We start from the raw sequence: 14,893 nt of genomic DNA on the forward strand, positions 1-14,893 counted from the left end.
ACCGCGAGGGCCTTACTCACGGCTTCCCAATCGTTGTGCCCGCTCGATCAGTCTGCGAGCATTGCGATAGGTCGGTACTTCGACCCAAAGCCCGTCGACCAGGGCGCGGTCTTCACCGCGCTTGCGTGCGGCATCGAAGCCCGCGACGATCGCGCGCGCACGCGCAAGCTCCTCGGCGCGAGGGGTGAAGACTCCGTTCAATGCCATCGCGTGCGCGGGACGCACCAGGGACTTGCTACGGTAGCCCAGGCGACGCGAGAGCGCCGCCTCGCGGACCGCGCCTTCGACGTCGCTGAACGTATAGGGAGCATCGATCGGCTCGATGCCGGCGGCGCGCGCCTCCAGGATGAAGCGGCGGCGGGCGTAATCCAGTTCGACCGCGTCGGTGCTGCGTTCGGCGCACAGATCGTTGGCGAGGTCTTCTGCTCCCAGCAAGGCGCACCGGATGCGGGGGCTTGCCGCGGCGATCGCGCGGACCTCGACCACACCGAGCGCCGTTTCGCAGACCGGCAGGATTTCGGTGCTGCCGGCCGTCATGCTGAGCTCTCGCTCCCAATGCGTGATCGCTGCGTCGAGCGCGTGCATCTGCGCCGCCCTGTCGCTCATCGGATAAGCGATCACGTCGGGCTGCGCCTTCATGGCGGCGGCGAGATCGATCGTGCCGTCCGTCTCCAGTGCATTGATCCTGATCGCCGCAATGCAGCCGCGGTTGCGACAATCCCCGACAAAGCGCGCCAGCAGGTCGCGCGCGTCGCTGCGTCGCTCCGGCGGCGTAAAATCCTCGAGATCGACGATGAGGGCATCGGCCCCGGCATTCAGCATGCTCTCGTGGGCCGCGCGATCGGCGCCCGGGCCGAACAGCCATGTGCGGCGAAGGTCCGGATCAAGCATGGCATCCGCCTGTCGCGCAAACGCCGTCCTGCCCGGATTCCAGCGTCGTATCCGGCGGCAAGCCCTCGCAGACGAGCGCCATGATCTCGGCGCCGAGCTGCAAGTCCTGGATATGGCCAAACACATGCCGACGAAGCTGGCCGTCACGATCGAACAGCAACATCGTCGGTGTTCCCTGGAATCCGTAACTCCGCATGGTCCGCGGGAAATCGGTGCCGTCGGGCGCATCGACGGCAACGGGAAATCGGATCTGGTACTCGTGCAGGAAGACGCGCAGCGCGTTCGGCCCCATGGCATCGTGGTGCTCGAACACGCTGTGGAGGCCGATCACGGCGACATCCGACGATTTGAACATCGCCGCGACGCGCTGAGCCTGCGGAAGGCTGTTGGCAACGCATCCCGGACAGAGCATCTGGAAGGCGGTCAGCATCACGATCCGGCCACGCAATGCGGCGAGCGACAACGGCTCGGGCGTATTGAACCACTCCGTGGTTTGCCATTCCTTCGCCGGTTCGGCGCTCGCCATATGATCTGTCCTCGTCATCGGTCCCATGTGTAGCACGATTTAGCTCGTATCAGATGCCGAAGGTCAGTTGCGGCTCCGCATCGTCGCCGAGCTGGAGGGACGACAGCGATACGCCGAGCAGCCTGACGCGCTTCGGCAGCGGCATCTCGACTTCGAGCAGGCCGCAGGCCAGCCGCTCCAGCTCGTCCCGGCCTGCGACCGGCGTAGGGGCGGACCTGCTGCGTGTGATGATCTCGAAGTCGGCGAACTTGATCTTCAAGGTGACGGTGCGGCCGCGGCTGCCGGTGGTCTCGCAATGGCGCCAGACCTTGTCGACGAGGGGCCGAAGCTCGGCGACCAGCACGTCGAATTCGGCGAGATCGGTCGAGAACGTGGTTTCCGCACCGATCGATTTGCGGATCCGGTTGGCCCGCACCGGCCGTTCGTCGACGCCGCGCGAGATCCAGTAATAATAAGCGCCCGACTTGCCGAAGTTCGCGTTCATGAACTCGAGCGTCTGGTTGCGGATGTCGAGACCGGTGAACAGGCCGAGTGCGTTCATCTTCGCACCTGTCGCCGGTCCGATCCCGTGGAACTTGCCGACCGGCAGCGTCTCGACGAAGGCGGGTCCCATCTCCGGCGAGATCACGAACTGTCCGTTGGGCTTGCGGTGATCGGAGGCGAGCTTGGCCAGGAACTTGTTGTAGGAAATGCCCGCCGAAGCGTTGAGGCCGGTCTCGGCCTTGATCTTCTCGCGAATCCGCAGCGCGACGTCGCGCGCGAGCGGGATACCCTGCAGGTTCTCGGTCACGTCGAGATAGGCCTCGTCGAGCGACAAGGGCTCGATGATCTCGGTGTGCTCGGCAAAAATCTCGCGGATCTGCCGGCTGATCGCCTTGTAGACCTCGAAGCGCGGTTTCACGAAGATCAGGTCGGGACATTGCCGCTTCGCGGTCACCGACGCCATTGCGGACCGAACGCCGAATTTGCGCGCTTCATAGCTCGCCGCGGCTACCACGCCGCGCTCGGCCGACCCACCGACGGCGACGGGCTTGCCGCGCAGCTCCGGATTGTCGCGCTGTTCCACCGATGCGTAGAAGGCATCCATGTCGATATGGATGATCTTGCGGACGCGCGTCGCGTCGCCTTCCACGGTGCCGGATTCTCTCATGCGCGGATGATACAATCGGCTCGAGAGAATCGCGAGGTGGCGCGGCCCGTTTCCGGTGACAAGGTTGGCCGCTCCTTCCCCGTGACGATGAGGACACATCTGATGCTTCTACCCGCCGCGATATTGACGTAAAGACTGGAGGGAGAGGATTTAAGATGGCAAAGACGACCGAGAAGAAGCTTCCCGCCCTTGAGGGCGTCTCCGCGGCTGAACGCGCGCTTGCCGTGCTCACGGCTTTCCGTCGCGGCGATGGAGCCCTGAGCTTGGCTGAACTGGCCGAGCGGACGGGTCTGGTCAAGAGCACCATCATGCGGCTTGCTTTGTCTCTCCAGCGCTACCGGTTGATCGCGCGCCTTCCGGATGGTTCTTACCGATTGGACGCGGAAACGCTTCGCCTCGGGACTGCCTATCAGCAGGCCTTTCGTCTCTCTGATCATATCATGCCCGTGCTCGAGCATTTGACAGCGAAGACCGGCGAAACGACCTCCTTTTACGTCCGGAACGGCGACGAGAGACTTTGCCTGTTTCGTGTCGAGAGCACGAACCGAATTCGAATGACGGTGCAACCTGGCGATAGCCGCCCGATGGACAAAGCCGCCATCGCGCAGACATTGCGACGCTATGAATCCGGACCACCGGGGCCCAACGACGAACTGCCGCTGTTCACGTCGGGAGTGACGGACCTTCACGCTGCAGCGCTGGCCATGCCCGTCTTCGGTGTCGGAGACAAGCTGGTTGGTGCGCTGGCTATCTCCGGTCCGGTGAGCCGGCTGACATCCGCGAGAGCGGAGCAGGTGAAGGGCGCGCTGGTCGAGGCGGCAACCAAGCTAACGATTGCATGCGGCGGAACCGTGCCGCCCGCCTTGGCGAAGAGTTCTCGCAAACGGGTCGCCGACGCGTCATCGTAAAACGAAACGCCATTTCATTTTACTTGCGACAGGCCGCCCCGCCGGCTTATAATTCTCCCAACAAGACGTGGGAGGATGACGTCGTGCCTTCAGCATCGCTTACGCGAAGGGCCGCTTTGATGGGCCTGTCCGCGGCTGCTCTTTCAAGGGGAATGGCGCGGGCGGACGAGGTTCGCTGGTCGAGCGGCGCCGAGAAGCCGCGATTTCTCGCGCCGCCGGGGGCAACGGACTGCCACTTCCATACCTATGACAAGAATTATCCCGTCATAAAGAATGCCACGCTCTTGCCTGACGACGCGCTGCCCGATGACTATCGCGCGCTTCAACGTCGTATCGGCACCAGCCGAGGCGTGATCATTCAGCCGTCGACCTATGGAACGGACAATCGGTTACAGATTGCATCCCGAAAAGCGCTCGGCACGGAAAACTTCCGCGTCGTTGCGGTGGTGGCGGAGGACGTTTCGGACGCGGATTTGAAGCAGCTTGGCGAGCAGGGTGTCTGCGGCGTCCGTTTCAATCTCGCCTATCCCGGCGTGCTGACATTTGTCTCATTGAAGATCCTGGCGCCGAAGCTCGCTGATCTCGGCTGGCATTGCCAGTTCAACATCCGGCCCGATCAGCTCGAAGACAACGCCGCGCTGCTTCAGTCGCTGCCGACAAAGCTGGTGTTCGATCACCTGAGCCAGGTGCCGCAACCCGCGGGCCTTGACAGCAGGGCCTACAAGATTACGCGCGAACTGATCGATCGCGGAAAAACGTGGGTGAAATTGTCCGGGCCCTACGTGACCACGAAAAAGGGGCCACCCATGTTTGAAGATGCAGGGGCGGTGGCCGCTGCGTACGCAAAGGCTGCGCCCGAGCGAATGGTGTGGGGCAGTGACTGGCCGCATCCCTCGGAGAAGGAGCACAAGCCAAATGATGCGCAGCTCTTCGATCTCTTCCACGATTGGGTCGGCGGCGATGCCGTCTTCAAGCGTATTCTCGTCGACAATCCCGTAGAGCTTTACGGCTTCGCGCCGTTGTCAAAATGACGTTCTTCAGCCCGCCGCGCAGAATTGAAACGACCGTGTTCACCCGACTTCCGGAGCATTTCCGGAAGCCTCGCCGCACCGTCTGGGCGGACGCCAATCAGGGTGGTCGGGCGATCGATTCGTTCCTGGAAGGTCCATCGTTTGACCGCCAAGGTCGTCTCTACGTCACCGATATTCCATACGGGCGCGTCTTCCGGGTGTCTCCGCAAGGAGATTGGGAGCTCGTGTCCGAGTACGATGGATGGCCGAACGGATTGAAGATCCACCGCGACGGAAGAATCTTCATCACGGATTACAAGCGCGGGATCATGCTGCTCGATCCAGCGAGTGGTGCCGTGACGCCGTTTATGGAAACGGCCGCCAGCGAGAGCTTCAAGGGTGTCAACGATCTCGTCTTCGCGCCATCCGGCAATCTCTATTTCACCGACCAGGGCCAGACCGGGATGCACGATCCGACGGGACGGGTCTGGAGGCTGACGCCTGATGGCCGGCTCACCTGCCTGGTCAACACGATCCCCAGTCCGAACGGGATTGTGGTCGATCAAGAGGAAAGCTTCCTGCTCGTCGCGGTGACTCGCGCGAACCAGATCTGGCGTGTGCCTTTGCCCGCAAGTGGCTTGACCACCAAGGTCGGAATATTCTCGCATTTGCATGGAGGCCCGGGAGGCCCCGACGGACTCGCTTTGGACAGCGGCGGCAATCTGCTGATCTGTCACACCGGTTTCGGTTCCGTATGGCGGCTTTCGCCTCTGGCTGAACCGCTGGACAGGATTGTGTCTTGCGCGGGTGTCGGCACGACCAATCTCGCTTTTGGCGGACCCGGGCAAAGCAGCCTCTTCATCACCGAGAGCCGCACGGCAACGCTGCTACGCGCCGAGCTCGAGCTTCCCGGCCAGCAAATGTTCTCGCACATCGAATAGGGGCCGCGGGCGCCGCGGGGCGCCAGCCTCGGGTTCCCGTCACGCGCAGCATCGCGGCGACAGCATTTCCGGTCCTCAACGATAAAACGAAACGCCGTTTCAAAATTCTTGATCCCTGATCGGGATTGAGGTATCCAGCCAAAAAATAAGAGCCGCGACAGACCGGCGATTTTGGAGGACACCGAATGGCAATGGCCCCCGCGGCGTCGATTGGCACCGAGTTCACAGCTGAGCAGCAGCGGATCCTTTCCAAGGTTCTTTGGCGGATCGTTCCTTTCCTGCTGCTCTGTTACTTCGTGGCCTATCTCGATCGGGTGAACGTCGGCGTCGCAAGCCTGACGATGAACCAGGATCTCGGCATCTCCCCATCGCAATTCGGCTGGAGCGCCGGCCTGTTTTTCTTCGGCTATTTCCTGGCCGAGATTCCGAGCAATCTGGCGCTGCAAGCGCTTGGCGCCCGCAAGTGGATCGCCCGGATCCTGATCACCTGGGGCATCATCTCGGCTGCGACGGCATTCGTGGTTGGCCCCGTGAGTTTCGGCGCGATGCGTTTTCTGCTTGGTCTTGGCGAGGCGGGCTTCACGCCGGGCGTGTTTCTCTATTTCACCTACTGGTTCCCGGCGCGCGTCAGAGGCACCGCAACAGCCGCTTTCCTGCTTGGCATCCCCATCGCCAACATCATCGGTGCGCCGATTTCGAGCTCGCTTCTGACGCTTGACGGCATCGCCGGCCTGCATGGATGGCAGTGGCTCCTCATCATCGAAGGTCTGCCCGCGACCCTTCTCGGGTTCGTATGCCTTTTCACTCTCACCGACAGGCCGGAGGAGGCGAAATGGCTGACCGCGGAGGAGCGTAGCTGGCTGGTCCAGGTGCTTGCGGCAGAACGCCAGGCGATCGCGGCCAGGCACTCGTCTACGCTGAAGGATGCCTTCACGAACTGGCGCGTCATGGTCTGCGCGGTTGTCAACTTCTGTGCCATCATCGGCTCGGTCGGGCTTGGCCTCTGGATGCCGCAGATCATCAAAGGGCTCGGCTTCGGCATCGTTGCCGTCGGATTCATCGCGGCCATTCCCTATGTGTGCGGTGCTGTAACCATGATGTTGTGGGCACGTCTCTCGGATCGGGGAGGCGACCGAAGCTGGTTTGTCGCTTCTGCGCTGCTGTTCGGTGCGTTGGCACTGGTTGTCTGCGGCTATGCGACGTCGTCGGCGCTGATCTCCATCCTCGCGCTCTGCGGCGCCGTGATCGGGATCATGTGTTACCAGTCGACGTTCTGGCCGATCCCGTCGAGCTTTCTCACCGGTCGCGCGGCCGCCGGCGGGCTCGCGATCATCGTCTCGGTCGGCAATCTCGGCGGCTTCGTCGGACCCTATCTCATTGGCGCCATCAAGCAGTCGACGGACAGCTTTTCATTGGCGCTGATCTCGGTCGCGGCGTTTCTAGCATTGGCCGCCATCCTCATCCGGGTGGTCGGCATCTCTCTCCAGCATCAGGTCGGGGCGGCCGATTCCCGCGTCAGTCCGGCCGCAAGCCTCTCGAAGGGAACTTAAATGAGCGATCAGCAGCAATTCCGCCTGGGTCTCGTCGGCTACGGCGAGATCGGCAGCACCATCGGCAAGGGACTGCGTGAAGCGGGCCTCGAGCAGGTCTTCAGCTACGACAAATATGCCTTCGATGGTCCCTACGCCGATCTGATCCAGAGCAGGGCCAGGGCGGCCGGCGTCACGCTGGTCAAGTCGAACAGGGAATTGGCGGATGCAGCCGAACTGATCTTCAGTGTGACGCCGGGCTCCGCGTCGCTGGACAGCGCGGCGTCGTTCGCGCCCGTGCTCGATGGCCGCCACACCTTCCTCGATTTCGCATCCGCTACGCCGAAAGTGAAGTACGGCGTGGCAGAGCGGCTCGCCAAGACAGGGGCCGTGCTTGGCGACGGGTCCATCATGGGAACGTCCCAGATGGGTTACACCATGCACATGCTGTCGAGCGGTCCCGCCGGTCGGCGCGTCGTCGACCTGCTCGTGCCCTGGGGCATGAGCATCGAATATGTCGGCGAGAAGCTGGGCACGGCGTCGGGCATCAAGATCCTTCGCTCGGTGCTCATCAAGGGCATCGAGGCCCTGATTGACGAGATGTTGCTCGCCGCCGGCTCCTACGGTCTCGATGAGGCGGTGCTGGCGTCAGCCTCCAAGACCTTGACCCGCCCGTTCATGGACACGGTTGCAAGTCTGATCCCGTCCGGCGTGATTCACGCGAAGCGACGGACCGAAGAGGTCGAGATGGCCGCCGAGGCGGTCGCCGACGCCGGTATCGAGCCGCTCATGGCGCGCGCGACGGTTGAGCGTCTTCGCTGGAAGCAGAGCCTCGGTCTCAAGGAACATTTCAACGGTGTCATTCCGGCCAATTACAAGATCGCGGTCGAAGCGATGGTGGCCAAGATGAATGCCAATGCGAAAGCGGCAGAATAGCCGCGCGAAAAGGGAGACGACCGTGACGGGAGTTGTTTCAAGCGTTGAGGATATTGAGAAAGTCACGATGCGCAGGGTGATCCTGCGCCTCGTTCCGTTCCTGATGGTCTGCTACTTCTTTGCGCTGCTCGATCGCGTCAATGTCGGCTTCGCCGCGTTGCAGATGAACAAGGATCTTGGGCTTACGCCGTCGATGTTCGGTTTCGCTGCGAGCCTGTTCTTCGTCTCCTATTTTCTGGTTGAGGTGCCAAGTAACCTCGCACTGCAAAAGGTCGGCGCGAGACGCTGGATCGCCCGCATCATGATCAGCTGGGGCCTGATCACGGCCTGCATGGCCTTCGTCGTCGGGCCGTACTCGCTCTACGCCATGCGCTTCCTCCTCGGTGCGGCGGAAGCAGGCTTCTTCCCCGGCGCGATCCTGTATCTGACCTACTGGCTCCCGTCTCCGTACAGGGCGCGTATCCTCGCCATTTTCACGATCTCGATCCCGCTAGCGACCTTCCTGGGGTCACCTCTGTCGGTTGGTCTGCTTGAGCTCGATGGCGCTCTCGGCCTCCGCGGATGGCAATGGCTCTTCATTCTTGAGGGATTGCCGACCGTGCTGCTCGGTCTGGCGTGCTTGTTTATGCTGACCGATAAGCCGGCGCAGGCGTCATGGCTCACGCCAGAGCAGCGCGACTGGTTGAACGGACGCATGGAGGCGGAGGCCGCGACGCGCAAGCCCATCGGGCATCTCTCGCTCTGGCAGCTCGCGACCAACAAGTATTTCCTGATCATGGCCTTGGTTTGCTCGAGCGCTTCGGCGACAGGGAGCGTGCTGTCGGTGTGGCAACCGCAGCTGCTGAAGTCGTTCGGCCTCACGAATCTTCAGACCGGCTTCGTCAATTCGATCCCCTATGGCGTTGCCATCGTGCTCATGGTGCTGTGGGGACGACACTCGGACAAGACCGCCGAACGCCGTTGGCACACGGCGATTCCGTTGCTGCTTGCCGCCGCTGGATTCACCGGTTTGGGACTGTCCGGCGCCGCCATCGTGCCGACGGTCGTCATGGTTTCGTGCTGCCTGGTGGGGGCCTATGCGTTCAAGGGGCCGTTCTGGGCGCTTTCGGCAAGCTGGTTGTCGAGCAGCACACTCGCAGCCGGGCTCGCCGGCATCAACGCGATCGCCAATCTCATCGGTGGCGGTTTGATGGTGAACGTGGTCGGCGTCACCAAGGAGTGGACCGGCAGCTTTGTGCTCGGGATGTTGCCCCTGGCCTTGCTTTGTGCCGTAGCGTCAGTCTTCGTGCTTATGCTTGGCCGCGGCGCGACGCGCTCGGCTGCGGATATGGCGACGGTGAAGCCGTGATCGCGCCATTCAATCCACGCGAACACGTGCTGACGCGGCGTGGCGTGCTCGCCGGGATGCTGGTCTATGGCACGGCTGCCTGGGCCGGCGGCGTCGAGCAGGCTGTCCCCAACACCACGGGATCGGCGCCGCCACGTCTGAATGTGCCCGCGGACGCCTGTGACTGCCATCATCACATCTACGACGGGAGATTTCCGGTATCGCCGCACTGGAAACAGGGCTTTCCGCCGGGAGCAACGGTCACCGATTATCAGTTGCTGCGTCGCCGCCTTGGCACGACGCGCAGTGTCGTCGGGCAGCCGTCGACCTACGGTATCGACAATCGCTGTCTCGTGGATGCGCTGGGTCAGCTCGGTTCTTCCTCGCGCGGTGTCGCTGTCGTCGACACTGACGTCAAGGACGAGGAACTGCAGGCGCTGACGGACGCCGGCGTCCGGGCGATCCGTGTCAATTTCGTATCGCCTCAAACCTGGGGGACCACAACGCCAGACATGCTGGCGACCCTCGCGAAGCGGGTGGCCGCATTCGGCTGGCACGTCCAGATCCTGATGACGGCGGATCAAATTGTCGCGCACGAGAGCGTGATCCGCGTGCTGCCGACCAAGGTCGTTGTCGACCATCTCGGACGCATTCCTCAGCCGAACGGCGTCCGGCATCCGGGTTTTGCCGTGGTGCGCCGATTGCTGGACGAGGGGCGCGCGTGGGTGAAGGTCACCGAGCCCTATGAAGACAGCAAGCTCGGGCCTCCATATGCCGATGCGAGCGAAGTGGCACGCGCATATGTGCAGGCGGCCCCGCAGCGCATATTGTGGGGCACCGATTGGCCGCACCCGACCCAGCGCGGGACCAAGCCGGATGATGCCCTGCTGGTCGATCTGTTGGCGGAATGGGCGTCGGATGATGCAACGCGCCGGCGTATCCTGGTCGAAAACCCGGCCGAGCTGTTCGGTTTCTAGAGCCGGCTCCGAGGCGCGAACAGGGGCGTGCCATTGGGATCATGATCCGAATGTCGCATCATGATCCCGCCAACAGCCGGCGAGCGCTCAGTCGAGACCTTCGCACTTCAACTCGCGCAGCGCCTTGTCGACCCAGGAAGCGTCGTGCGTGCCTGCCTTGATATTCGCCATCTGCTTCTGCTCGGCTTCAAGCTTCGCCGCGGAGGCCTTGTACACCTCGTCCACTTCGCTAAACGGAACGCAAAGCAGTCCATCGTCGTCGCCGATGATGAGGTCGCCGGGCTCGATCACCATGCCGTCGATCGCAATCGGGACGTTAATTTCGCCCGGCCCATTCTTGTAAGGTCCGCGATGGGTCACGCCAGCCGCAAAGACCGGAAAATTCTGGTTGCGAATGAACGCGGCATCACGAATGGCGCCATCGATCACGACACCGGCAAGGCCGATCTGAATAATCCGGGTCAGCATCATTTCGCCAATCAACGCGTTGGTCAGATCGCCTCCTGCATCGACCACGATGACATCGCTGGGCTCTGCCAGGGCCATCGCCTTGTGGATCATCAAATTGTCGCCGGGCCGCGTCTTCACCGTGAAGGCGGTGCCTGCCATCCCGCCGCCCTGGTGCATCGGACGCAATCGCGCGCCGGCCGCGGTCATCCGGGACATGCTGTCGCTGACATTGGCGACCGGCAAGCGCGAAAAGCGCTCGACGATGTCGGCGGACACTTTGCGCTGCCGCTTCTGAATTCTGAATCCTACGGTCATGAGCCTTCCCTTCGGCTGGGCGCCAATTCGAGCGCCGTTTCGCTATCGGTGTCGCGGGAAATTGCAGGCGGGCTTGCTGCACGGCCTGGAGGGGAACTCCCCTGAAGCAACGTTTCACCTGAAAATGAAACGGTATTTCATTTATGTTATCGCTTCAGCGACTGACTTTGTCAATTGCCGCAGCGCGAACGAGCGCGATGACCTCGTCGGCTTCCTGCTCGGTGCTGTCGAAGCGGGTCACGAAGCGGACGATATCCTGGCCCCGTCGCGCGAATGGCAAGCCGGTCGCGGCGAGCCGGTTGATGGCCGAGACGGGCAGGTTGATGAAAACCAGATTGGCTTCCACCGGTGCAACGAGCCGAACGCCGGGCAGCGCGGCGAGACCTGCGCCAAGACGTGTGGCCACGGCATTGGCCTTGGTCGCGAGCCGCAGATAGAGGCCGTCCTCGACATAGGCGAGCAGCTGTGCAGACGCATAGCGCATCTTCGACCAGGTCTGGCCGGCGCGGCGAAGCCGATAGGACAGCGGTTCGACGAGGTCGCGGTCGAACACCACGATCGCATCCGACGACATGGCCCCGTTCTTGGTTGCGCCAAAGGACAGGATGTCGACGCCTGCGCGCCAGGTCATCTCCGCCGGGCTGCAGCCGAGCCGCGCCAGTCCGTTGGCGAAGCGGGCGCCATCCATGTGCACGGACAGATTCTTGTCACGGGCGATCGCACTGATCTCCGCGATCTCGGCGAGGGAGTAGACGGTGCCGAATTCGCTGGCCTGGGTGATCGACACTGCGTCGGGTTGCGAGCGATTGCGAACTCCCCAGGCCGTCCCGGCGAGCGCCAGGCGCAGCAGTCCCGGCTCGATCCGAAAGTTCGGGCCGGGCAGCGTGAGGAGCTTCGCGCCGCCCGTGAAGGCTTCGGTCGCGCCGCCTTCCGCCGTGTGAACATGGGCCTCTTCGTGGCAGTAGATCGCGCCATAGGGTCGCGCGCACGCCGCGAGCGACAGGGCATTGGCAGCCGTGCCGGTCGCGACGGGGAAAACCGTGACCTCAGCCTCGAACAGCGCCGAGAAACGCTGGTTCAGCAATTTCGAATAATCGTCGTCGCCATAGGAGGCGGCCGGTCCGCAATTGACCTCAGCGATCGCCTGGAGAATTTCGGGCGCGACCGGTGCGACATTGTCGCTGCGAAAGTTCGGGAGCGTCCGGGGTGTGTCGTTCATAACGTCCTGTCCTGCCGTCATATGACGGTCGCTTCCTGCTTGTTGACGCGCCGGTTGATGAGAAGCAACGGGATCGCGGTGACGAGAATGAGGACGGCGGCCGCGGCGGCAGCTAGGCCTGCGCCGGTGCCTTCGATCGCATGGTACATCACGACGGTGGTGGTCGCCCAACGGCTCGAATAGAGCACGATGGTCGCGCTCAGCTCGGATGCGGCCGTGATCCAGACGAGGACGAGGCCGCCGACCAGACCGCTCGCCATCAGCGGCACCGTCAGGCGCGCGAATGTCTGGCTTGGCGACACGCCGAGATTGATCGAGGCTTCCTCGAGCGAGGGATCGAGCTGGTGCACGATCGCCGAGGACGACCGGATGGCGAAGGGCAGCTTGCGGACGACATAGGCGATCACCAGGATCAGCCAGCCGCCGGTCAGGACGAGCGGTCCGCTGTTGAAGGCAACGATCAGGCCGATCGCAAGGATCGTGCCCGAGACCGCGAACGGCACCATGCCGACGAAGTCGAGCAGCCCGGACAGGCGGGAGCGATGCCTGGCGACGACATAGCCGATCGGCGCACCGATCAGCATCGTCGCGACGGCGGCGATGCTCGCAAGCGTCAGCGTGTTGAGCAGCGGACGATAGGACCCGGACAAGAGCGTGGCGTAATTGTCCAGGCCGAGCTCCCAGGTCAGGACGGGGCCGCGGAAGCGCAGCACCGAAACCATCAACACGGCCGCGAAGGGCAGCAGCGAGACGATCACGATGCCCCAGCTCATGATCGCGGCAAGCAGCCGCAATCCCGGTGACAGCGCCAGCTTTGCGGGCGCGCTCCGCGCATTGGTCGAGAAGCGGCGCTTGCCGAGATAGTGCCGTTGAACGAGAAGCGCGAGCGCGGTGCAGGCGATCAACAGCACGCTGAGTGCGCCCGCAGCGGCGGGGTTGGCGTCGGACTCGCCGGCGAACAGCTTGAAGATGTCGACGGCGAGAAACGGCCGGTCTTCGGCCAGCACCGCCGGCACGCCAAAGTTCTCCAGCGCCTCGATGAAGACCAGGAGGCCGCCGGCGAGAATTGCCGGCATCACGATCGGCAGCAGGACGGTGCGGACCGCGTAAGACGGCGAGCCACCGAGATTGCGGGCGGCTTCCTCCATCGAGGCGTCGACGGCCTGAAAGCCCGCCAGCACGGGCATCACCACATAGGGATAGAGCGTCAGCGTGAACACGATCACGATGCCGGGCATGCCGTAGATGGAGCCGATCGGGATGCCGATGCCGCGCAGGGCCGTGGTGATGACGCCGGCGTGGCCGAACAACAGCACCAAAGCGTAGGCGCTGACGAACGAGGGAAGCACCAGCGGCAGCGACGCCAGCGTCAGCAGCAGCGCGCGGCCCGGCACATCAACCCTTGCGAGGCAGAAGGCGAGCGGGATGCCGATCGCGCATGCAAGGCCTGTTGCGAGAGCCGCCGCGAGCAGAGAGTTGCCGATCGAGCCGAGGTAATAGCGGCTCTTCACGATCGCCGCGTAGTTGCCGAAGGTGAAGGCGCCAGTGCCGTCGATCCGGATGCTGGCATCGAGCACGAGCGCGAGCGGGTAAAGCAGGAACACCGCGAGCAGCACCAGCGACACCAGGGCCACGATGGTCGCGAAGCGTTTCATGGCGCGGGAAACGCAATGATCTGTGCGGGGTCATAAGCAAGCACGAGCGATGCGCCAGGCGCAGCGTCGAACGTCGCGCCGCCGAGCGCCGCGACCCGAAGCTGGGTGCCGTCAGGCAGCGTGGCGTGAAGCCGCTGCACCGGCCCGAGAAACTCGCGCAGCGCCAGCCGGGCCTGAACGCGAGGACCGTCAAAGCTGTCCGCTAGTCGTAAAGCCTCCGGCCTGAGCGACAGCAAAACCTTTGCGCCCGGCTTCCCGACCTCGCCCCTGACCGAAAACTCCGTTCCGGCCGCGGCGACCTGGGTGTTGCGGCCGTCGAAGGCTTTTGCGACGCCCGGCACCATGTTGGTCGAGCCGAGGAATTCGGCCACGAAGGCGGTCTGCGGCATCCGGTAGATGCGTTCGGGTGTGTCGACCTGCTCGACCTTGCCGTGCCGCAAGACGGCGATGCGGTCGGAGATGGCGAGCGCCTCCTCCTGGTCATGCGTCACATAGATCGCGGTCAGGCCGAGCGCCTGCTGCAGTTGACGGATCTCGATACGCATCTCGGTCCGCAGCTGCGCGTCGAGATTGGACAGCGGCTCGTCGAACAAGAGCACCGCGGGCTCGATCACGAGCGCACGCGCAATGGCCACGCGTTGCAGCTGGCCGCCCGAGAGCTGGTGCGGCGAGCGCGGACCATAGCCTGAGAGGCGCACACGCTCGAGCGCCTTGTCGACCCGCGACTTGATGTCGGCCGCCGGAATCTTTCTCGCCTTCAGTCCGTAGGCGACGTTTTCGGCCACGGTATGGTTCGGAAAGATCGCGTAGTTCTGGAACACCATGCCGGTGTCGCGGCGATGCGCGGGCAGATTGTCGATGCGCCGGTCGCCGAAGGAAATCGATCCGGATTCGACGTCGACGAAGCCGGCGATCATGCGCAGCAACGTCGTCTTGCCGCAACCCGATGGTCCGAGCAGCGTGAACAACTCGCCATGCGCGATGGCGAGCGAGATGTCGTCCACCGCGCGCACCGGGCCGAAGGTGCGGGTCAGCCGTTCGATCCGGATCGCGGTCATG

Annotated in this window: 14 protein-coding genes; 7 read left to right on the forward strand and 7 right to left on the reverse strand. The window is 63.5% G+C overall.

Going from position 1 to position 14,893, the window contains the following annotated elements; all coding sequences use genetic code 11:
• Positions 1-12: 12 nt before the first annotated feature.
• Genes NLM31_RS13080 through dinB form a run of 3 tightly spaced genes read right to left on the reverse strand, consistent with a single transcriptional unit; the run spans position 13 to position 2,567 of the window.
• Positions 13-891, reverse strand: a complete 879-nt coding sequence (locus NLM31_RS13080) for a CoA ester lyase (protein WP_254192480.1) — start codon at positions 889-891, stop codon at positions 13-15.
• Positions 884-1,417 carry a redoxin family protein gene (locus tag NLM31_RS13085; protein WP_254192481.1) on the reverse strand — a complete coding sequence of 178 codons (534 nt, stop codon included), beginning with the start codon at positions 1,415-1,417 and terminating at the stop codon, positions 884-886. The genes NLM31_RS13080 and NLM31_RS13085 overlap by 8 nt, the downstream gene beginning before the upstream one ends.
• 49 nt (positions 1,418-1,466) lie before the next feature.
• A complete protein-coding gene (gene dinB, locus NLM31_RS13090; RefSeq protein WP_254192482.1) occupies positions 1,467-2,567 on the reverse strand; it encodes a DNA polymerase IV in 1,101 nt (366 codons plus the stop codon).
• Positions 2,568-2,722: 155 nt separating this feature from the next.
• Here dinB and NLM31_RS13095 point away from each other — a divergent pair, with 155 nt between their 5' ends.
• From NLM31_RS13095 to NLM31_RS13125, 7 genes are all read left to right on the forward strand, one after another.
• Positions 2,723-3,475 (forward strand): IclR family transcriptional regulator, encoded by a 753-nt coding sequence (locus NLM31_RS13095; RefSeq protein WP_254192483.1) that lies wholly within the window; start codon positions 2,723-2,725, stop codon positions 3,473-3,475.
• Between the two features lie 119 nt (positions 3,476-3,594).
• A complete protein-coding gene (locus tag NLM31_RS13100) occupies positions 3,595-4,506 on the forward strand; it encodes an amidohydrolase (RefSeq protein ID WP_254192484.1) in 912 nt (303 codons plus the stop codon).
• Positions 4,503-5,426 carry an SMP-30/gluconolactonase/LRE family protein gene (locus tag NLM31_RS13105; RefSeq protein ID WP_254192485.1) on the forward strand — a complete coding sequence of 308 codons (924 nt, stop codon included), beginning with the start codon at positions 4,503-4,505 and terminating at the stop codon, positions 5,424-5,426. Before NLM31_RS13100 ends, NLM31_RS13105 begins: the two co-directional genes overlap by 4 nt.
• A 191-nt stretch (positions 5,427-5,617) precedes the next feature.
• A complete protein-coding gene (locus tag NLM31_RS13110) occupies positions 5,618-6,976 on the forward strand; it encodes an MFS transporter (RefSeq protein WP_254196176.1) in 1,359 nt (452 codons plus the stop codon).
• The gene (locus NLM31_RS13115) at positions 6,977-7,891 is read left to right on the forward strand and encodes an NAD(P)-dependent oxidoreductase (protein WP_254192486.1); all 915 of its coding nucleotides are present in this window, start codon (positions 6,977-6,979) and stop codon (positions 7,889-7,891) included. It begins immediately after the preceding gene.
• A gap of 67 nt (positions 7,892-7,958) precedes the next feature.
• Positions 7,959-9,239 carry an MFS transporter gene (locus NLM31_RS13120; protein ID WP_254192487.1) on the forward strand — a complete coding sequence of 427 codons (1,281 nt, stop codon included), beginning with the start codon at positions 7,959-7,961 and terminating at the stop codon, positions 9,237-9,239.
• The gene (locus NLM31_RS13125; RefSeq protein ID WP_254192488.1) at positions 9,236-10,195 is read left to right on the forward strand and encodes an amidohydrolase family protein; all 960 of its coding nucleotides are present in this window, start codon (positions 9,236-9,238) and stop codon (positions 10,193-10,195) included. The genes NLM31_RS13120 and NLM31_RS13125 overlap by 4 nt, the downstream gene beginning before the upstream one ends.
• An 87-nt stretch (positions 10,196-10,282) precedes the next feature.
• Here NLM31_RS13125 and NLM31_RS13130 read toward each other — a convergent pair whose 3' ends face one another.
• From NLM31_RS13130 to NLM31_RS13145, 4 genes are all read right to left on the reverse strand, one after another.
• Positions 10,283-10,960: an RraA family protein gene (locus NLM31_RS13130; protein ID WP_254192489.1), complete on the reverse strand. Its 678-nt coding sequence runs from the start codon at positions 10,958-10,960 to the stop codon at positions 10,283-10,285.
• A 154-nt stretch (positions 10,961-11,114) separates the two neighbouring features.
• On the reverse strand, positions 11,115-12,179 hold the full coding sequence (locus tag NLM31_RS13135; RefSeq protein ID WP_254192490.1) for a low specificity L-threonine aldolase: 1,065 nt from the start codon (positions 12,177-12,179) through the stop codon (positions 11,115-11,117).
• Between the two features lie 17 nt (positions 12,180-12,196).
• Positions 12,197-13,834 carry an iron ABC transporter permease gene (locus tag NLM31_RS13140; RefSeq protein ID WP_254192491.1) on the reverse strand — a complete coding sequence of 546 codons (1,638 nt, stop codon included), beginning with the start codon at positions 13,832-13,834 and terminating at the stop codon, positions 12,197-12,199.
• The gene (locus NLM31_RS13145; protein ID WP_254192492.1) at positions 13,831-14,892 is read right to left on the reverse strand and encodes an ABC transporter ATP-binding protein; all 1,062 of its coding nucleotides are present in this window, start codon (positions 14,890-14,892) and stop codon (positions 13,831-13,833) included. The genes NLM31_RS13140 and NLM31_RS13145 overlap by 4 nt, the downstream gene beginning before the upstream one ends.
• Position 14,893: the final 1 nt, after the last annotated feature.

This window comes from Bradyrhizobium sp. CCGUVB4N, from assembly GCF_024199945.1.
Classification (GTDB): Bacteria; Pseudomonadota; Alphaproteobacteria; order Rhizobiales; family Xanthobacteraceae; genus Bradyrhizobium.